Source organism: Noviherbaspirillum sp., assembly GCF_036563305.1.
Lineage (GTDB): Bacteria > Pseudomonadota > Gammaproteobacteria > Burkholderiales > Burkholderiaceae_D > Noviherbaspirillum.
Genome location: NZ_DATCMQ010000014.1, coordinates 214,947 through 232,018 on the forward strand (window position 1 = coordinate 214,947; position 17,072 = coordinate 232,018).

General features: G+C 67.4%; 17 protein-coding genes and 1 pseudogene. 11 read left to right on the forward strand and 7 right to left on the reverse strand.

Annotation, left to right across the window (positions count from 1 at the left end; genetic code table 11):
* Window positions 1-3 precede the first annotated feature (3 nt).
* Together VIM12_RS13820 and VIM12_RS13825 are read left to right on the forward strand one after the other, a co-directional pair.
* Window positions 4-930: a hypothetical protein gene (locus VIM12_RS13820; RefSeq protein ID WP_331942238.1), complete on the forward strand. Its 927-nt coding sequence runs from the start codon at window positions 4-6 to the stop codon at window positions 928-930.
* Window positions 931-1,065: 135 nt separating this feature from the next.
* Window positions 1,066-1,782 carry a hypothetical protein gene (locus VIM12_RS13825; RefSeq protein ID WP_331942239.1) on the forward strand — a complete coding sequence of 239 codons (717 nt, stop codon included), beginning with the start codon at window positions 1,066-1,068 and terminating at the stop codon, window positions 1,780-1,782.
* Between the two features lie 48 nt (window positions 1,783-1,830).
* On the opposite strand, the gene VIM12_RS13830 is transcribed toward VIM12_RS13825, so the two are convergent.
* On the reverse strand, window positions 1,831-2,724 hold the full coding sequence (locus tag VIM12_RS13830; RefSeq protein ID WP_331942240.1) for a LysR family transcriptional regulator: 894 nt from the start codon (window positions 2,722-2,724) through the stop codon (window positions 1,831-1,833).
* Between the two features lie 188 nt (window positions 2,725-2,912).
* Between VIM12_RS13830 and VIM12_RS13835 the strand changes: the two genes are divergently transcribed.
* From VIM12_RS13835 to VIM12_RS13845, 3 genes are all read left to right on the forward strand, one after another.
* Window positions 2,913-3,323, forward strand: coding sequence for a DoxX family protein (locus tag VIM12_RS13835; RefSeq protein WP_331942241.1), 411 nt, complete (start codon window positions 2,913-2,915; stop codon window positions 3,321-3,323).
* 31 nt (window positions 3,324-3,354) lie between these two features.
* Entirely contained in the window at window positions 3,355-4,233 is an 879-nt protein-coding gene (locus tag VIM12_RS13840) for a PhzF family phenazine biosynthesis protein (protein ID WP_331942242.1), read from the forward strand.
* Between the two features lie 216 nt (window positions 4,234-4,449).
* Window positions 4,450-4,803: a CzcE family metal-binding protein gene (locus VIM12_RS13845; protein ID WP_331942243.1), complete on the forward strand. Its 354-nt coding sequence runs from the start codon at window positions 4,450-4,452 to the stop codon at window positions 4,801-4,803.
* A 200-nt stretch (window positions 4,804-5,003) separates the two neighbouring features.
* Here the strand turns inward: VIM12_RS13845 and VIM12_RS13850 are convergent, their stop codons facing one another.
* Together VIM12_RS13850 and VIM12_RS13855 are read right to left on the reverse strand one after the other, a co-directional pair.
* The gene (locus VIM12_RS13850; RefSeq protein ID WP_331942244.1) at window positions 5,004-5,498 is read right to left on the reverse strand and encodes a DUF3016 domain-containing protein; all 495 of its coding nucleotides are present in this window, start codon (window positions 5,496-5,498) and stop codon (window positions 5,004-5,006) included.
* A gap of 125 nt (window positions 5,499-5,623) precedes the next feature.
* Entirely contained in the window at window positions 5,624-6,088 is a 465-nt protein-coding gene (locus VIM12_RS13855; protein ID WP_331942245.1) for a hypothetical protein, read from the reverse strand.
* A gap of 207 nt (window positions 6,089-6,295) precedes the next feature.
* Between VIM12_RS13855 and asd the strand changes: the two genes are divergently transcribed.
* On the forward strand, window positions 6,296-7,138 hold the full coding sequence (gene asd, locus VIM12_RS13860) for an archaetidylserine decarboxylase (RefSeq protein WP_414691790.1): 843 nt from the start codon (window positions 6,296-6,298) through the stop codon (window positions 7,136-7,138).
* Between the two features lie 92 nt (window positions 7,139-7,230).
* Window positions 7,231-7,623 carry a VOC family protein gene (locus VIM12_RS13865; RefSeq protein ID WP_331942246.1) on the forward strand — a complete coding sequence of 131 codons (393 nt, stop codon included), beginning with the start codon at window positions 7,231-7,233 and terminating at the stop codon, window positions 7,621-7,623.
* Between the two features lie 125 nt (window positions 7,624-7,748).
* Here the strand turns inward: VIM12_RS13865 and VIM12_RS13870 are convergent, their stop codons facing one another.
* Window positions 7,749-8,723 (reverse strand): GlxA family transcriptional regulator, encoded by a 975-nt coding sequence (locus VIM12_RS13870; protein ID WP_331942247.1) that lies wholly within the window; start codon window positions 8,721-8,723, stop codon window positions 7,749-7,751.
* Window positions 8,724-8,812: 89 nt separating this feature from the next.
* On the opposite strand from VIM12_RS13870, the gene VIM12_RS13875 reads away from it, so the two are divergent.
* Window positions 8,813-9,592: an MBL fold metallo-hydrolase gene (locus VIM12_RS13875; RefSeq protein WP_331942248.1), complete on the forward strand. Its 780-nt coding sequence runs from the start codon at window positions 8,813-8,815 to the stop codon at window positions 9,590-9,592.
* Between the two features lie 41 nt (window positions 9,593-9,633).
* Here VIM12_RS13875 and VIM12_RS13880 read toward each other — a convergent pair whose 3' ends face one another.
* Window positions 9,634-11,538: a hybrid sensor histidine kinase/response regulator gene (locus VIM12_RS13880; RefSeq protein ID WP_331942249.1), complete on the reverse strand. Its 1,905-nt coding sequence runs from the start codon at window positions 11,536-11,538 to the stop codon at window positions 9,634-9,636.
* Window positions 11,539-12,560: 1,022 nt separating this feature from the next.
* On the opposite strand from VIM12_RS13880, the gene VIM12_RS13885 reads away from it, so the two are divergent.
* Window positions 12,561-12,797, forward strand: a complete 237-nt coding sequence (locus VIM12_RS13885) for a hypothetical protein (protein WP_331942250.1) — start codon at window positions 12,561-12,563, stop codon at window positions 12,795-12,797.
* Between the two features lie 317 nt (window positions 12,798-13,114).
* On the opposite strand, the gene VIM12_RS13890 is transcribed toward VIM12_RS13885, so the two are convergent.
* Entirely contained in the window at window positions 13,115-13,303 is a 189-nt protein-coding gene (locus VIM12_RS13890; protein WP_331942251.1) for a hypothetical protein, read from the reverse strand.
* 349 nt (window positions 13,304-13,652) lie between these two features.
* On the reverse strand, window positions 13,653-13,817 hold the full coding sequence (locus VIM12_RS13895; RefSeq protein ID WP_331942252.1) for a hypothetical protein: 165 nt from the start codon (window positions 13,815-13,817) through the stop codon (window positions 13,653-13,655).
* On the opposite strand from VIM12_RS13895, the gene VIM12_RS13900 reads away from it, so the two are divergent.
* Together VIM12_RS13900 and VIM12_RS13905 are read left to right on the forward strand one after the other, a co-directional pair.
* A complete protein-coding gene (locus tag VIM12_RS13900; protein WP_331942254.1) occupies window positions 13,817-14,899 on the forward strand; it encodes a mechanosensitive ion channel family protein in 1,083 nt (360 codons plus the stop codon). The two genes, VIM12_RS13895 and VIM12_RS13900, sit on opposite strands and share 1 nt — an antisense overlap.
* A 488-nt stretch (window positions 14,900-15,387) precedes the next feature.
* A pseudogene (locus VIM12_RS13905) lies at window positions 15,388-17,034 on the forward strand (alpha,alpha-trehalose-phosphate synthase (UDP-forming)); the annotation flags it as partial.
* Between the last annotated feature and the right edge of the window lie 38 nt (window positions 17,035-17,072).

Genomic DNA, 17,072 nt, shown 5'->3' on the forward strand with positions numbered 1-17,072 from the left:
CCCATGTCCTTCGATACCCCTCTTTCCCTTTGCGGGCCCTTGCGGCAGCCGCGCCAGATGCTGGCCGACCAGGAGTACAGCGGCCACACTTCCATCCACGACGACGCCATGGCCGAGAAGCTGGGTTTCCGCGCCGGGCCGATCGAAGGGCCGACGCACTTCAGCCAGTTCGTTCCATTGCTGGCCCACCTGTGGGGCAATGCGTGGTTCGAACGCGGCTGCTTCTCCGCGCACTTCCAGAACATGGTGGTCGAGGGCGAGTCGGTACGGGCTTTCGTCGCGCTTCCCTCACCGGGGGCGAACCGCGCCAGGGCATGGGCGGAGAAAGCGGACGGCACGCCGGTACTGGAGGCCAGCGCCAGCCTCGGCCCGGATCATGGCGCGACGCTGCTGGAGGAACGCATGGCGCAGCTGCGCCCGCCGGAGAAGCTGGTGATCCTGTCCGATCTTCACGTCGGCATGACCGGCGCGGAGGAAGAGCGGGTGCGCATGGACGCCGACCAGCACATGGGCCGGCTCTATCCGTTCTCGCTCACAGAGAAACTTGCGCGCATCACAGAAGGTTCGCCGTGGTATGCGGACGCTGCGTCCTCGCCGTGGGGCCGGGCAATCATTCCCCTGGAGATGGTCAGCGTCCTCGCCGAGTACAGCAGCCCGAAGGCGGCATTCCCGGTGAAGCAGCCGGTGGTCGGCCTCTTTGCCGACCAGGAGATCCGGATGGTCGACGGGCCGCTGTTCGTTGGCGAGGACTACCTGGTCCGCCGCGAGATCGTGGCCCTGTCGGAAAGCAAGCGTACCGAATCCTACTGGGTACGGACCCGCATCTTCGACGCCGCCGGGCAACGGCTCAAGGCGGAGATGCTGCTCAACCATGCCACCCTCAAGCATTCCTACGCAGGCTACGAGACGGCGCGCGGCGGCGCCAAGTAACGCGCCCGCATGCATTGCTTTCGCGACGCATCGGTGACGGGCGCCGCTCTCCGGGTGCCGGCGGCAGAACCAAAGGATGGTTTGCCGATCAATACGACATCGGGCGCAACGGCCTGCACTTTGGAGAAGGGCAACATGGGAACGGATACCGGACAGACGCTGCAGTCGGTCGACCAGTCGGCGCTTGCCGACGAGATTGTTGCCGCGCTGGTGGCAGTGGTGGCGGATGCCTCCGCGCCCGAATCCGCAATCGGCGGACTGCGCAATAGCAGGGAGACGTCGCTGTCCCGGGAACAGCGCGCGGCCGCCGCCGCGCTCCAGGCCTACGGCGTCGAGTGCGCGACCGGCGTGCTTGCCGCGGGGCTCGAAACGGATGCGCAGGAACGCGCGGCGCGGCTGGGCGCGGCGCTGCAGGAGGACTCGGCCGAGGATGCGCTTGCCTTGCTGCGGTCGGATCCGGACGCGGGGGCCGAATTCAAGTCCAGGCTGTCCCTCGACATCGCCGCCAAGTGCGCGGAGATGATTGCCGCCGACATCGACCGCGACAAGACCGGCCATTTCGACATCCTCGACAAGGAGGACGCCGCCGTGTTCGAGGCGCGCCGCGAAGAACACCGGAAGCAGCGCAATGCGGCCGCGCGGGATTTCCTGGCATCGCTGCCGGCGCGCTATCCCGGCTTTGGGGCGGCGCTCTTCGCCGATATACGGCATGCGGTGCAGCGGCAGGTCGAGGAAGAGCACAAACGGCCGGACACGCACCGCGCAGTTGCATCGATGTTCGATGAGGCGCTGGCCGCCATGCCGGACGCGCAGCGCGATGCCGTGGCCCGCGCGCGTCCCAAGGGCAGCTGAAGCCGTCTCGCGCAGCAGGCCGGCAGCGCCTGCGGCCGTCCTTTCATTTCATCGCCGCGCGCCGCCGTCGTGCACCAGGCGCGGATCGATGCTCAGCCTCTCATACAGGAAATCATTCAGCGCCCTGATGCGCGCCACCCGTTTGACATCGGGGTGCGTCAGTATCCAGATCTGCGTGTCGAGCAGGGGCAGCGGCGGCGCCAGCTGCACCAGGTCCTCGTGCACGTCGGCCAGCGGGCACAGCAGCATCGCCACGCCCATCCCGCGCCGTGCGCATTCGACCATTCCGACCAGGCTGTCGATGCGGGCGCGGACGCGATCGGCCGGCACGTTCGCGGCCACCCAGCGATATTGTTCGAGGTGGGAGAGCGATTCATCCGGCGTGATCCAGACATGCCGTGCCCATGCCGTTCCCGCATCCTGCCGCGCGAGGTAGGCCCTCGATGCGTAGGGCGCGGTGCGGATCATGCCGACCCGACGGCCGATCAGGTTCTCCGGCGGACGGTTCGAACCGCGCACCGCGATGTCGGCTTCGCGCTTGCCCAGGTTGGAGAATGCGTTGTTCATCATCAGCTGCAGCTGCACGTGGGGATGACGCTCCTGGAATTCCTGCAGATACGGCATCAGCAGCGCGGAAAACACGGTGTCGGCCGCCGTCACGCGGATCGCGCCCCGGATCTCCAGGTCCAGCCCCATGACCTGCCGCGACGCCGCGTCGATCTGCTCCGGCAGGCCGGCGAGATGGGCGGCCAGCTCCTCCCCGGCCCCGGTGATCGCATAGCCGCCCGGCAGGCGCTCGAACAGCACCACGCCCATCTCCTGCTCCAGCCGCGCCAGGCGCCGCAGCACCGTCGTGTGGTTGACGCCGAGCGTCGCCGCCGCCGCACCGACGGAGCGCTTTGCGTGCACGGCAAGGAAGTACTGCAGATCGGTCCACTCCATGACGGCTCCGCTCGATTGTCCGGGGATAGTCCTGCAAATTTGCAGGATGCTTCTGCGCATTTTGCTAATTGTGCGGCGAAATTGCAATCCCTACCATGTCTTTACCGCAGCCCCCGGCGTACGGAGGTTGCGGCAGGAAGCGACGGCCCCGCCGCCGCACACATCTACTCAAGCAAAGGAGCATCGCCATGCAATCGTCTTTCCCGTCCCAGTCTTCCTCTCTCGCCGCTCTCGGCCTGCGCGTCGCGCTCGGCGCGATGTGGCTCTCGCATTCGGTCGTCCTGAAACTGTTCACCTTCGGCCTCGCCGGTTTCTCCGGCTGGATGGCGTCCCAGGGGTTGCCCGCCGTGCTCGCGCTGCCGATCGTGCTCGCCGAGGCCATCGGCGGCGTACTGATCCTCGTCGGTTTCCACGGCCGCTGGGTGTCGCTGGGGCTGCTCCCGGTACTCGCCGGCGCCACCTGGATCCATGCCGCGAACGGCTGGGTGTTTACGGCAACCGGCGGCGGCTGGGAGTACCCGGTATTCCTGATGGCCGCATCGGTCGTACACTTCCTGCTCGGCGACGGCGAGCTGGCCGTCAAGCCCGCGGTCGCCTGACGCACCGCCCACCAGCATCGAAAGGACAACCATGGAACAGCGCGTACATATCGTCGATGCCTTCGCCCGCGACGGCGGGGGCGGCAATCCCGCGGGGGTCGTGCTGCAGGCGGATCGCCTGAACAGCGCGCAGAAGCTGGCCATCGCGGCGCGTGTCGGCCTGTCGGAAACGGCTTTCGTGTCGCGCTCCGAGATCGCGACGGTGAAGCTCGAGTTCTTCACGCCGTCCCGCCAGATCGCCCATTGCGGCCATGCGACCATCGCCGCCTTCGGCTACCTCCAGCAGACCGGCGCCGTGGAGGGCGAACTGCTGACCAAGGAAACCATCGACGGCATCCGCCGCGTCGCGATCCGCGGCGGCCGTCCGTTCATGGAGCAGCTTGCCCCGACCTACACCGAGGCCCTGGCCTTCCCGCCGGCGGCCGGCGTCGATCGCATCGTCGGCAGCCTCGGCATCGACAGCGGCTGGCTGGCGACGCAACCGGTCGTCTGCAGCACCGGCAACCGCTTCCTGATCGTGCATCTCGACCGCGAGGCGCGGCTGGCGCAGCTCGCGCCCGACCAGGACGCGATCGCCGCCGTCAGCGAAGCGCTCGACCTGATCGGGTACTACGTTTTTGCCGAGAGCGGGGGCGAGGTCGCAGCGTCGGCGCGCATGTTCGCGCCGCGCTACGGCATCCCGGAGGAACCGGCGACCGGCATGGCGGCGGGCCCGTTGGCCTGCTACCTGTACGATCGGCTCGGCCTGCGCCGCCATGCCTTCCTGATCGGGCAGGGCGCGTACATGCAGCCGCCTTCGCCGTCGCGCATCATGGTCGACCTGCAGCTGGCGCAGCATCGGATCGCGAGCCTGTATGTCGGCGGCGAGGCGCGCCTGCGGAGGACGCTTGCCGTGGAAATCGCTCCCTGATCCGCATGACCGGCGGTCAGGTTGCCGCCCGTCGCCGGTCCGGCCGGCGGACCGGTGCAATGCCGGTGAACGGGAGCGACACCCGTCGCCACGCGCCGCACCCATTCGCCTGCGGACCGTGACGCAACGATGACGTCGAGGCCGGCTCCATGAACCCGCGCCATGAACGATGAGTCTAAAAAACATCATCATCTTTTCAGGCAAGAACCGTTCGTCATGAAAACCCTATCCGCCTGCCTCATTGCCTTCGGCCTGCTCACCGGGTGTGCGTACCGCCCGGCAGAAGTGCCTGTCAGCCTGCTTGGCCAGCCCATTCCCGTCACCGCGGCGCAAAAAACCATCGTCATCCATCCCGACACCCGCTCGGTCCGCGTCACCGGCGGCGACATGGTGCGTTTCGTGGTCGGCGACAAGTCTTTCAGCTGGGCATTCAATGTCGCCGCCGGCGTGCAGTCTGTCGACCTGGACCGGGTCGCGCCGCCGGGTACGCTCGACCATCCGGTTGTCGCCTACGTCGCCCCGGACCCGCGCTACATGGGCGGAGGAGACGGGCGCTCGCGCAGCCGTTGAGTGCTTCGATGTGCAGGAAGGGCGCCGCGTCGAGCGCAAACGGCTGGCGGAAGACCAGGGCAGGAGCGGATGAAAACGCGCAGGCTTCGCGCGCCAGGCTTGCGGCGGGACTGCCTGCCGGCGGTACCTTGCGGGACACGGCACGTGCCGCGGCCTGCATCCCCCGCTAGATCCGGGGCCGTGCCGCCGCCTGCGCACCATCAGCCGCAGAACCGCGCATTGAACCAGCGGGTAAGCATGGCGCGTTCGTAGGGCATGGGCTGGGTGTCCGACCGTGCTGCCGCGCTACCCGTCCACAGGTAGTTCATGTCGCTGACCTGTTGGCGCCCGGCGGCGACATCGGCACCGGAGCGCCGCAACGCGTAGGCGATATCGATGCGCGGCCAGTCGCTTTCGCGCATGACGCGCAGGTTCTGTCGTGACCATTGCTGCCTTCCGGCGAGGTCAATGTCGAGCACCCGGACCTCGAGGGCGGCGTCGCCGGAAAGGCAGCGCTGCCCAAGGTTCTGCAGATGGTCCTCGATAATGGCCAGCACCCGCGGTTCGGCGGCCTGGCCCGCGCCCAGGCTGGCGTCGGTGTACTGTGCGGGGTTCTCGAAATGCACGGAGACAGCGCTGCCGGCGGCTGCCGACGCGGCCAGCAGCGCGGTACCGGCCGCAATTTGGATGAAACGGGCGAATGAGAACGTCGGCATGTCGGTCTCCGGGAAAGACGGGCGCAGCGGCAGCGCGTCGCGGCCATGGCCGGCCCTCGCACTTGGACGCCGGGCAGGCCTGCGAATTCCGGAGACGCGAACGACTCGACGCGCCGGCGTCGGTGTCAATCCTTCTTCTCCCGGAATTCCACGTCGATGACGGTCTCTTCGGGGTTGTCCCGCCGCGCCGGCTGTCCCGGCTGCCCGGCCGATCCGAACAGTAATGCCATCGCCCGCGCGACGAACTTCCTCCGCGCCCACGGGGCGGCAAGCAGGAAGGCGGTGGCGAAACCAAGAAACAGCGTGGGCATCCACGCGCCCCGGTAGAGGAAATGCAGCAGGCAGAAGGCAAGCAGGGCAATCATCAGCGGCCGCCGGGCCGGCGAAGGCAGTATCCCGACGGTGCGGAATTTTCCCTGGCTGAAGTACGGCAGCCGGGCGAACAGCGCGCCAAGGAGAAGGCCCGCGGCAAAACGGCCGGTACCCAGGTAGTGGGAGACCGTCCCGACAACCAGGAAGCCAGCATAGGTGAGGGAGGCGGACAGGGCCACCAGCGCCACCAGCACAACGGCGACGGCGACCCTGGGCATGCGAACTGCGGCAGTGACGATCTGGCGGAGAATTTTCTGCTCCTGCTGACGACGGCTGTTGTCGATGCCCCATGTTAGTGGAAGTCGGGCGGTCCCGTGGCGGCGCGCGCCCGGTCCGGCCAGCCGCGCGGCGCCGGCGGGCGGCGGACAGCCGGATCGGTGCAGATATAATCGCTGTCATCTATCGATCAGAAAGACATTCCAGCCGTGCGCTTTTCCATCCTGCATCAATATCTGCTGCCCAAACTCGCCCTTACCCGGTTTGCCGGACGCCTCGCCAGCAGCCAGGGCGGCATGGCCCCTCACCTGATCCGCTGGTTCGCCCGCAAGTACGGCGTCAACATGGACGAGGCGCATGTTTCCGATCTTGCCAGCTATCGCAGCTTCAACGAGTTCTTCACCCGGGCGCTGCGCGAGGGCGCGCGACCGCTGGCGGACGCCGATTTTGTCTGCCCCGTCGATGGCGCCATCAGCCAGTTCGGCACCATCGAGCACGACCAGATCTTCCAGGCCAAGGGCCATCGCTACTCCACCGCCGCGCTGGTGGGCGGCGACGGCAAGCTGGCCGCCCTGTTCGACCACGGCAGCTTTGCGACCCTGTACCTGAGCCCGCGCGATTATCATCGCATTCACATGCCCTGCGATGCCCGGCTGATGCGGATGATCTACGTGCCGGGGGCGCTGTTCTCGGTCAACCCGGCGACCGCGCGCGGCGTGCCCGGACTGTTCGCCCGCAACGAGCGGGTGGTATGCGTGTTCGAGTCGGCATTCGGTCCTTTCGTTCTGGTGCTGGTGGGGGCGACGATCGTCGGCAGCATGCAGACCGTCTGGCATGGCGTCGTCAATGCCTCCCGTATCGGCAAGATCCGCGAATGGCACTATGACAAGGAGCAGATCCTCCTCAAGAAGGGCGAGGAGATGGGACGCTTCCTGCTCGGATCGACGGTCGTGATGCTGTTCCCGCGCGGCGTGCTGGAGTTCAATCCCGCCTGGACCGCCACTGCTGCGATCAAGATGGGCGAGGCGATGGGCCACAAGCCGACGCGCTAGCCGGCCGGGCCGCCGCGTCGCGACTGCGCACGTGCGAGGGAAAGTATCTGCATTCCGCATCGGGGCGGCCCGAAGCGACTTTCGGGAGGCTCATGTTTTCACATGTATTTGTCGGCGTCGGCGATTTTGAACGTGCATTCGCGTTCTACGCGCCGCTGATGGACGCGTTGGGCAGCACGCTGCGCTTCTGCGACCGCACGCGCCCCTGGGCCGGCTGGCAATCGCAGCCGGGACCGCGGCCCTTGTTCCTGATCGGCGCGCCATACGACCGGCAAGCGCATGTGCCGGGCAACGGTCAGATGACCGCGTTCCTGGCGCCCGACCGCGCAACGGTCGACAGGGTGTGGCACGCAGCGCTGGCGCGAGGCGGCACGCCGCAGGGCGCGCCGGGCCTGCGACCCGAATACCACGAGCACTACTACGCGGCCTATTTCAACGACCCTGACGGGAACAAGATCTGCGTGGTGTGCCACGACCCGGCCTAGCGTCAGCGTCCTTTCCGTCTGTTGCTCGCGCTACTCAAGAAGTAGCGAGTGAGCAGCATCCGGCGTCCTCCACGCATCCATCTCCGCACATCCTCCGGCGCAATTCCGGCCGACACCCGCCGCTATCAGGCGCGACCGAACGCTTGCCGGTACTCCCCGGGTGTCATCGCGGTCAGCGCCTTGAACATGCGCCGCATGCTCGCATCGCTGCTGAATCCCAGCGTCATGCTGATCGTGCTTGCCGGCGCGCTGGTGTGGATCAGGCGTTCGCTCACCTGGTTGAGCTTGATGCTGCGCACGTACTGGCCCACCGGCGTACCGGTAGCGGCGCTGACCTTTCTCGACAGGGTGCGTTCGGTCGTGTGCAGTTCGCCGGCGAGGCGGGCAACCGACAGATCGGCGGCGGGTATCCGCTCGACGACAGCGTGCAGTTTCTGGAGCAAACGGTTCGGCTCGGCGACGAGGCTCATCTCCTGGAACACGCGGTGGGTGCGCTCGGGACGCGGCAGAACCATCAGGCCTGTCAGCTCGCGGTAGGCGTCCACGCTGAGGTGCTTCTCGATGAGTGACTGTGCCAGCGGAAGATGGCCGCCGACACCGGACGCCGTCGCGGTACGGGCATTCCAGACGCTGGTACGTTCCGTCTGCCAGTCCGTGCGGGGGAATGCCTGCCGCATCAGGTCGGCCAGCCACCAGGTGATCGTCGCCGCCTGCCCCTGCAGCCGTCCCGATGCAGCGGCCAGGCCGACGCCCGTGCAATAGCTCCAGGTCATCACGTTCCTGGGCAGCCCTGCGAGTTCCGCTGCGAGCGGCCGGTTTCTTTCCAGTGCCGCCATGACCTGCTGCGGCGATTCGGCCCAGAAGCCCGGTATCAATACCGCCTGCAACGCGGCGGCCCGGATCGCCGCCGCCGCTTCCAATGACTGCCCGTGTGCACATGCGACGCGTCCCGGCCGCATCGCCACGAAGACCGGCTCGAAGAGGGCTGCGCCTGACCGGCGGTTCGCCGCATGCAGCAGGTCGGCAAAGGCGAACAGTCCCGACGGCATGCACGACGGGTAGAGCAGCAATCCGATGCGAAAAGGGCGCGCTGGAGCCATGGCAGGAATTGGATGGATTATGTCGTATGCCGCCATTCTATGTCCGCCGCCGCCGGCGCACAATGCGCCGGACATCGAGGAGAACCATCATGAAAATCACCCAGCTTCGCAATGCCACTGCCATCATCGACGTCGGCGACCACCGCATCCTCGTCGACCCGATGCTGGCGCCGAAACGGGCACTGCCACCGCTCAGGATGTTCGGCCGCCGGGAACGCAATCCGATCGTGGAACTGCCGGAGAACTCGGCCACCCTGCTCGCCGCCGTGACCGACTGCCTGATCACGCATTGCCAGAAAGGGCACTTCGACCATCTCGACCGCGCGGGGAAGCGCTGGCTGCGCAGCCACGCCATCGCGGTGCACTGCACGCCGCACGACGCCGCCTATCTCCGACAGCGGGGACTGAACGTCGTGCCGCTGGCGGCCGATCACCAGGAGCCGCATCCATTTCTCAACGGGCAGATCAGGACGGTGCCATGCGTGCATGGCACCGGGGCCGTCGGATTGTTCATGGAGCACGGCGTCGGTTACTTCATGCAGTTCCCGGGAGAGCCGAGCCTGTATGTTTCGGGCGATACCATCCTCACGCCCGCCGTGCGGCGCTTCGTCGAACAGCATCGGCCCGACGTCGCCCTGGTGCCTGCCGGCGGCGCCCGCTTCGATCTCGGACACGAGATCATCATGGGCGTGCACGACGTCATCGCGTTTGCACGCGCCTGCAGCGGCATCACGCTCGCCAATCACCTGGAGGCGCTGAGCCACTGCCCGGTGCAACGGACCGCCCTGGCGGCAGCGGCGGCATCGGCGGGACTGCACGGCCGCCTGCTGGTGCCGGCCGACGGCGAGACCCTCGAATTCACGGCCTGAGCAGCGGGCCGCCCCGGGTCGCCGCGGGCCGCGTCCGGACGCTACGAAGCGAGGGCTTCCAGCAGATGTTGCGCCCGCACCGGCTTGTACAGGCAACGGATGCCGCTGGCCTTGATCGAGGCGATGCGCTGCGGCGCGGTCTCGCCGGTGACGAGCAGGGTGCGCAGGTGCGGTGCGGCGCGGCGTACCGCCTCCAGGAAATCCAGGCCGCTCCGCTCGCCAGGCAGCCGGTAGTCCGCGATCACCGCCTCGAATGACGCCTGTCGCAGCAGCGCTTCCGCCTGCTCGAGGTCGCGTGCGGTGCTGACCTCGCAGCCATAGGCGGCCAGCAGGGTCGCCATTGCGCGCCGGCTGTCCGCCTCGTCGTCGACCACGAGGATATGCCGCGGCAGCGTGGCCGGAGCCGGCGGCGGCTGGCCGGGCCGGGTGCGCGCGTCTTCCCGTGGCGTGCCCGGGGCACTTCCCTGCGGCACCCAGACGTGAAAGCAGGTGCCGCGACGGGGGCGCGACTTCAGCGCAATCGGGTGCGCAAGCAGATCCGACAGCCGCCTGACAATGGAAAGGCCGATACCAAGCCCGACCGTGCGGTCGCGCTGCGGATTGCCGAGCTGATAGAACTCCTCGAACACCAGCTCATGCTGTTCGGCAGGGATGCCGATGCCGGTATCGATGACGTCGAAGCGGACCTGCCCCGGGCGGCCTGCCGCGGCCCCTGTCCGGGCGGCCACCAGCACGCCCCCGGTGCGCGTGTACTTGATCGCATTGTCGACCAGGTTGCCGAGCAATCGCTCGAGCAGCAGCGCGTCGCTGAGCACGACCAGGCTGCCCGGCGCGCGCAGGCGCAGCTGCAGCCCCTTCTCCTGCGCGCGGCCGGCGAAGGTGTTGTGCATGGACAGGAAAAGCGCGTGGACATGCAGGGCGCTGATGCGCGGCTGCACCGCGCCGCCGTCGAGGCGCGACACGTCGAGCATGGTCTCCAGCGAGTGGTTCAGGACCTGCACCGCCCGCGCGAGCTGCGTCACGGTTTCGGCGTGCGGCCCGACGAGGGAGGCGCGCTCCAGGGTCGCCGTGAACAGCGAGATCGCGTGCAGGGGCTGGCGCAGGTCATGGCTTGCGGACGCCAGGAAGCGGGTCTTCTCGCGACTGGCGTTCTCGAGCTGCTGTGCCAGGGCTTCCTTCTCGAAGCGGACGACCAGCGAATCCTCCAGCAGGTCCGCCTGCTGGTAGGTCCATGTCAGCGTCATCAGCAGGTACAACGTCAGGCAGAATGCCAGCAGCCAGCCGATCGGGCCGCCGAACCAGGCGCACGCCGTGATCATGCCGGACGCGGCCGGGATGGTGAAGGCGGCGATGATCTGCCGGTGTGTCGACACGATCGCCGAGCCGAGCGATACCGCGCCGATGATGAAGATGGACGTGAGCACCAGGTAGGCCGTGTCGCCGTGCGGATCGAGCATCCACGGTCCCAGTCCCCACATCGTGCCGAGCAGGAGGATGTCGACGACCCGTCCCCGGAACACCGGGGCGATTTCGCCGTCGGGCACCGGGCGATGACGCTCCAGTTTCCTCCGGCGCAGGTAGCAGCCGATGCTCGCCGCGTAAAAGGCCAGGACCCAGACGATGGTCATCCACGATGGCCAGCGCATGTGGAAGAGCAGCGCGAGCGGCGTGGCAAACGGGAGCGGGGACAGGATGCGGAGCGGCCCGGTCTTTTCCAGGAGAAGCTCCAGCTGAACGCGCTGGACGGCGAGCGGCACAAGCCTGGCTTGTGCGCCCGGCCGGAAGAGCAGGAGCTGCATGCCTGCGTCGAGGAGCCTGCGCCCCGGTCCGGCATGCAAGGCATCGGTGTCCTGGCTGGCTGCGCCGAGACGGCTTTCCGTCGCCAGGATGCGCTCGCTTTCGACCTGCCTGCCGGCGTCGGTCCGGCTGCTCTGCACGCGGTCCATGGATCAGGCGACGCCGCGGGCGCGGACGCGGCGGAACGACGCCATCGTCATCCGGTGCTGCCATCTCCCCGGTCCGGCTGCCTGCGGCGCCGGCGCTTGCGCGCAACACGGTCCGTCGCCGCAGCCTGCCCGCGGGCGGGCAGGGATGCAACGCCGACGGCGACAGCCGGCACTTTGAAAAAGAGGGAACGCGACCGTCTGCAGCTTCGCCATGGAGCCCTGCTCAGGGAGTTGAAGTAAGGCGCCGCGGATGTCGGGCCCGACGAAGCGGGGCCGATGCCCGGGCGCAAGGCGGAGTATAGCGTTGCCGCCACGCGGCGTCGATGTAACGGCGGTCATATGCTTCTTGCGGCATGCCGGTGGGGGATGCCGCGACCCGGTCCGCACTGCCGGCAGCCACGTCGCTTCAGCGGGGCAGTTCCTGCGCCCGCAGAAACGTTTCCAGTGCAGCGATGAACCTGCCCGGACGGTCGACATGCGGCAGATGCCCGCAAGACGACATCCGGACCACCCGGCCCTGCGCAGGCGTGCCGCCGCCGCGTCGGCTTGCCAGTATGGAAGCACCAGGGCGCTGTGGCCCCGTACGACCAGCGCGGGCATGTCCAGCCGGCGCAACTCGTCCAGCAATACCGCGCGTTGCCAGTTGGCGTCGGCCTGCCCGCGCATGCAGGCGAGTACGGCGCCCTCAAGACGGACCGGTGTACGTGCAAGCCTTTTGACGTTGGCCACCCATGGCGGCGGCACAAGCAAGGGATGGTTGAAGGAAAGGGAAGTCCATGCCCCGCTGCGCGGGGTTCGACGGCGTGCGGCTTCACTTGCGCTGGTCGTATCGGAGCCGTCTCGCGGCAGGGCCGGCAATGGACGAGACGATTCCTTTCGTCGTGTCTTGCGGTAGGGATTGGCGATGCGCAAGCCCGAAAGTTCGGCGGGCGCGCCACGGCATGTATGCATCTTTTCCGGCCGTGCACTGTCCATCGGCCTGGGGACCGATGCCGGTCCTGCGCCTTGAAAAGGAGACGGACATGCAGAGCAACGAAACGAACAAGCTGGACAAGCCGGACAAGCAGCAGGGCGGGGCCGCCGCCGTGGGTGGCGGTGCGCCTGCTTCCGTCAGTACCGCCATCTCATCCGGACGCCCGCTCGACGATGCGGGCGGGGCAGGGCTCGGACGGCCCGCCGGAGAGGGAGACAGGCCTGCGGTGACACAACCGCCCGAGAAACGCGCGCCGGATCCGCAGGACCGGCGTGGCGACGCCTGAGTTTTCAAGGGTTTCCGTCTGCTCGCTTGCCGTGGATGCCGGCGCTGCGATCGGCTGCGCAGCGGCAGAGTGGGCCTTCGATGCGCGTGGCTGCAGGTATCCCGCTGCCGTCCTGGCGATCGCGAGTGCATGCGGTAACGGTGGAGAGCACCAGGAGCGCGCCCCGCCACGCGTGTCTGCGTGACCGGCTTTACCGGGACGCGCCACCACCCGGGACCGCCGCCCGCGCCGTGCCACAGCCTCGTTAAGGCCTTGCGGATCTGGGCCACGCGAATCCCGCGCGGCGGCGATCGTGACGCGTCCTTCCTTCCGTCGTTCTACGCCGCAGCGCGTGCGTCTCTGTCCGACCTGTCGCGCGCGGCGCTACGGATCTTCATGATCTCGCCCACGAGCATCTGGGTGTCGAAACGTCCCGCGCACACCTGACACGCGGTATATGGCTCGCCGGGGACGAGGCCGACGCCGCAGCAACGCGGCAAACCGCTTTCGTCGAAAGTCAATGCCATGATTCCTCCCTGTTCTTCATCGATGATCTTGCTTGCCTGTCCGCGTTGTCCCGCATGCGGCCCGGCAGGTGCTTGAACTTACGCCTGAAACATTAGGTGAAGCTTAAGGGCGGACAAGCGCGTGGTGGCGCCCGGGCTGCCTGGCCGGTGACAGGGATGGGCGCGCGCCGCAGCAGGTGGCCTGAAGGTGCTTGCTGTGCCGGCTTAAGTTTGTTCTAAGAAAAAATCGGTAGAGTGCGAGCCCTTCGGGACCTTGAACGGTCTTTGCCACGCGTGGGGAAGGAGGGCGCCGGTGCGAACCGCATCGCGCGGATATCCCGCCATGGGCCCGAACACGACGCGCGGGATTTCACCGCCAGTGGACGATGCCGGGCTCCCCGGCATCGCGCACCTTGATTGCAACCGACAGCGCACCGGCGCACGCCGAAGTGAAGGACGACATGCGGCGGCAGTCCGCTGCCAGGTCCGACCCGAGGCGGCTGCGCCGCAGCGCCGACTGATCCAGGAAGAGCATTGAACTATCCAGAATTCCTAAGCTACGACATCGCGCTGGCCGCCTGCGCCGCGCTGGCCGTCCTCATCACGCTATTGCTGCTCAAGGCGTTTGCGCTGCGCCATCTGCAGAGGCTGGCGGACAGCGGACGCCTGCACATCCTGCGCTATGCCGAACAGGTCGTGAGCAGCACCCGGCTGCCCTTCTTCACCGGCGTCGCTCTGCTTGCAGGCGTCAGCCAGATCAAGCTGTCGCCGATGCAGGACCGATGGATCAACTACGCGTGGGTCGTCATCCTGGTGTCGCAGATCGCGCTGTGGGGCAGCCGCATCATCTCCGTGGCCATTGGCAACGCGGTGGCGCGGCAGCGCACCGCCGATCCCGCCACGGCGACGCACCTGCTGCTGGCCGGACTGGCGGGGCGCATCCTGCTCTGGTCGACCGCCGCGCTCGTCATGCTCGACAACCTGGGATTCAACATCACGACATTGATGGCGAGCCTCGGCATTGGCGGCATCGCCGTTGCCCTCGCGGTGCAGAACATACTCGGCGATGTCTTCTCATCCGTATCCATCGCACTCGACAAGCCTTTCGTCATCGGCGACTTCATCATCGTCGACAACTACATGGGCACGGTCGAGCATGTCGGGCTCAAGACCACGCGCCTGCGCAGCCTCAGCGGCGAGCAGATCGTTTTTTCCAATGCCGAGCTGCTGAAGTGCCGCATTCGCAACTACCGGCGCATGCAGGAAAGGCGGGTGGTGTTCGAGTTCGGCATCGCTTACGAGACCCCGCAGCAGGAAGTCGAGCGGCTGCCGCAAACCCTGATGGAGATCGTCTCGGCCGACTATCTGCAGACCCGCTTCGACAGGGCGCATTTCAAGGGCTACGGCGAGAGCGGCCTGATGTTCGAAGTCGTCTACCACGTCCTCGATGCCGACTACAACGTCTACATGGACATTCAGCAGGAGATCAACCTGGCGCTGCTCACCGTGCTCCGCGAGCGCAACGTCTCCTTCGCCTACCCGCGACGGATGGTGCATGTCACCCACCTCGCGGAACCGCAGGAGAGCGCGGGGCAGGCCGGCAAGCTGGCGGCCTGAAGGGCATGCGGATGACATCCGTAGGAGGGAAGCACATGACGCCGCGGTGGACCCGCCTGTCGTTCCGGTTCGTCGCGCCGCTCGCGCTGGTGCTCGCCCTCGGCGCCTATGTCGTGGTGCCCTTGCTCGACAACCTGACCCTGCGGTGGTTCGTGCGCGATCTCGACATCCGCTCCCGGCTGCTTGCCAGCGCACTGGAGGAGCCCCTGCTCGATCGCGTGGCCGCGGGCTCCCGGAAAAGAATCGACGACCTGTTCGCCAGGGCCGTCAAGGACGAGCGCCTCTACGCGATGGCGTACTGCAACCTGAACGACCGTCCGCAGTACGCCACCTCCACCTGGCCGGCAACCCTGGGCTGCACGTCGGGTTCCGATGACACGGGCACGGGCGACGCGCTGGTGCGACTGCCGCAGGGCCCGGTCCATGTCGCCCGCAGCGACCTGGTGCGGGACGGCGAACGACTGGGCAAGCTGGTGCTGGTGCACGACATGAGTTTCATCGAGCGGCGCAGCGCCGACACGAAGAAATACGTGATCGCCTTCTTTGTCCTGCTTGGCGCCGTGGTCGCGCTGACCACGGTCGTGGTCGCCCATCTCAGCTGGCGCGGCTGGATCAGTGGCGTCAGGGGACTGCTGCGCGGCGAGCTCCTGCCGTCCTCCGATTCCCGCCCCCCGCCCGAGGTCAGTCCGCTGGTCGGCGATCTCCGGGCATTGCTGCAGGCATACCGGCGCGAGCGCCGCGACAGCGGCGACGTCTCCCAGGCGTGGACCGCCGGGCGCCTGCGCGCGCTGCTGCGCGGCGAGCTTGCCGGCGACGAAGTGCTCGTCGTCTCGAATCGCGAACCCTACATCCACCGCGAGACCGCTGCCGGCATCGAGGTCAGCCGGCCGGCCAGCGGCCTGGTGACGGCGGTCGAGGCGGTGATGCGCGCCTGTTCCGGCACCTGGATTGCACACGGCAGCGGCAACGCGGACCACAAGGTGGTTGACCGGAACGGCCGGGTGCAGGTCCCGCCAGGCGACCCGGAATACACCTTGCGGCGCGTGTGGCTGTCGAAGGAGGAAGAGCAGGGCTACTACTACGGGTTCGCCAACGAAGGCCTGTGGCCGCTCTGCCATATCGCGCACGTCCGGCCGGTCTTCCGGTCGTCGGACTGGGAGCAGTACGTCCGGGTCAACCAGCGGTTCGCCGACGCGGTGGTCGCGGAGGCTCGCACCGACGACCCCGTCATCCTCGTGCAGGACTATCACTTCGCGCTGCTGCCGAAGATGGTGCGGGACGTGCTGCCGCGCGCCACCATCATCACGTTCTGGCACATACCCTGGCCCAATCCGGAATCGTTCGGCATCTGCCCCTGGCGCGAGGAGATCCTGGCCGGCATGCTGGGAAGCACCATCCTTGGCTTCCATACGCCGTTCCACCGGAAGAATTTCCTGGAGACCGTGGACCGCTATCTCGAAACCCGCATCGAGACGGAAGCCTCGACCATTTCCCACGGCGGGAAGCTGACGCAGGTAGAGGACTACCCGATCTCGATCGCCTGGCCGGAGGACGATGCCGGCGAAGGAAGCCGGACCGACTGCCGCGCAGCAGTACGCAAGGAGCTGGCGCTGCCCGCCGATCACCTCCTCGGCATCGGCGTGGACCGCATGGATTACACCAAGGGAATTCTCGAGCGCTTCCAGGCGGTCGAGCGCTTGCTTGAACTGCATCCCGACATGATCGGCCGGTTTACCTTCGTGCAGGTCGCTGCGCCGACACGGTCCTCGCTGGAGGAGTACCAGGGATTCGAGGCGCGCCTGCGGGGGCTCGTGTCCAGGATCAACCAGCGCTTCGGGAAAGGCGACTATGTGCCGATCGTGCTCAAGGCGGAGCATCACGAACACCATCAGCTGGACCGCTATTACCGCGCGGCGGACGTGTGCATGGTGACGAGCCTGCACGATGGCATGAACCTGGTGGCGAAGGAATTCGTCGCCGCCCGGAACGACGAACAGGGCGTGCTCGTGCTGAGCCAGTTCACCGGGGCTGCCCGCGAACTGCACGAGGCGCTGATCGTCAATCCCTATCATGTCGAACAGGGCGCCGCGGCGCTGCGCCAGGCGCTGACCATGCCATGCGCGGAGCAGCGGGAACGGATGCGCAGCATGCGCGCGCTGGTCAGGGACTTCAA

Excerpts from the sequence above, each read along its gene's own strand:
- VIM12_RS13820 (WP_331942238.1), top strand. The coding sequence starts at position 4 with ATGTCCTTCGATACCCCTCTTTCCCTTTGCGGGCCCTTGCGGCAGCCG.
- VIM12_RS13825 (WP_331942239.1), top strand. The coding sequence starts at position 1,066 with ATGGGAACGGATACCGGACAGACGCTGCAGTCGGTCGACCAGTCGGCG.
- VIM12_RS13830 (WP_331942240.1), bottom strand. The coding sequence starts at position 2,724 with ATGGAGTGGACCGATCTGCAGTACTTCCTTGCCGTGCACGCAAAGCGC.
- VIM12_RS13835 (WP_331942241.1), top strand. The coding sequence starts at position 2,913 with ATGCAATCGTCTTTCCCGTCCCAGTCTTCCTCTCTCGCCGCTCTCGGC.
- VIM12_RS13840 (WP_331942242.1), top strand. The coding sequence starts at position 3,355 with ATGGAACAGCGCGTACATATCGTCGATGCCTTCGCCCGCGACGGCGGG.
- VIM12_RS13845 (WP_331942243.1), top strand. The coding sequence starts at position 4,450 with ATGAAAACCCTATCCGCCTGCCTCATTGCCTTCGGCCTGCTCACCGGG.
- VIM12_RS13850 (WP_331942244.1), bottom strand. The coding sequence starts at position 5,498 with ATGCCGACGTTCTCATTCGCCCGTTTCATCCAAATTGCGGCCGGTACC.
- VIM12_RS13855 (WP_331942245.1), bottom strand. The coding sequence starts at position 6,088 with ATGCCCAGGGTCGCCGTCGCCGTTGTGCTGGTGGCGCTGGTGGCCCTG.
- VIM12_RS13865 (WP_331942246.1), top strand. The coding sequence starts at position 7,231 with ATGTTTTCACATGTATTTGTCGGCGTCGGCGATTTTGAACGTGCATTC.
- VIM12_RS13870 (WP_331942247.1), bottom strand. The coding sequence starts at position 8,723 with ATGGCTCCAGCGCGCCCTTTTCGCATCGGATTGCTGCTCTACCCGTCG.
- VIM12_RS13875 (WP_331942248.1), top strand. The coding sequence starts at position 8,813 with ATGAAAATCACCCAGCTTCGCAATGCCACTGCCATCATCGACGTCGGC.
- VIM12_RS13880 (WP_331942249.1), bottom strand. The coding sequence starts at position 11,538 with ATGGACCGCGTGCAGAGCAGCCGGACCGACGCCGGCAGGCAGGTCGAA.
- VIM12_RS13885 (WP_331942250.1), top strand. The coding sequence starts at position 12,561 with ATGCAGAGCAACGAAACGAACAAGCTGGACAAGCCGGACAAGCAGCAG.
- VIM12_RS13890 (WP_331942251.1), bottom strand. The coding sequence starts at position 13,303 with ATGGCATTGACTTTCGACGAAAGCGGTTTGCCGCGTTGCTGCGGCGTC.
- VIM12_RS13895 (WP_331942252.1), bottom strand. The coding sequence starts at position 13,817 with ATGCTCTTCCTGGATCAGTCGGCGCTGCGGCGCAGCCGCCTCGGGTCG.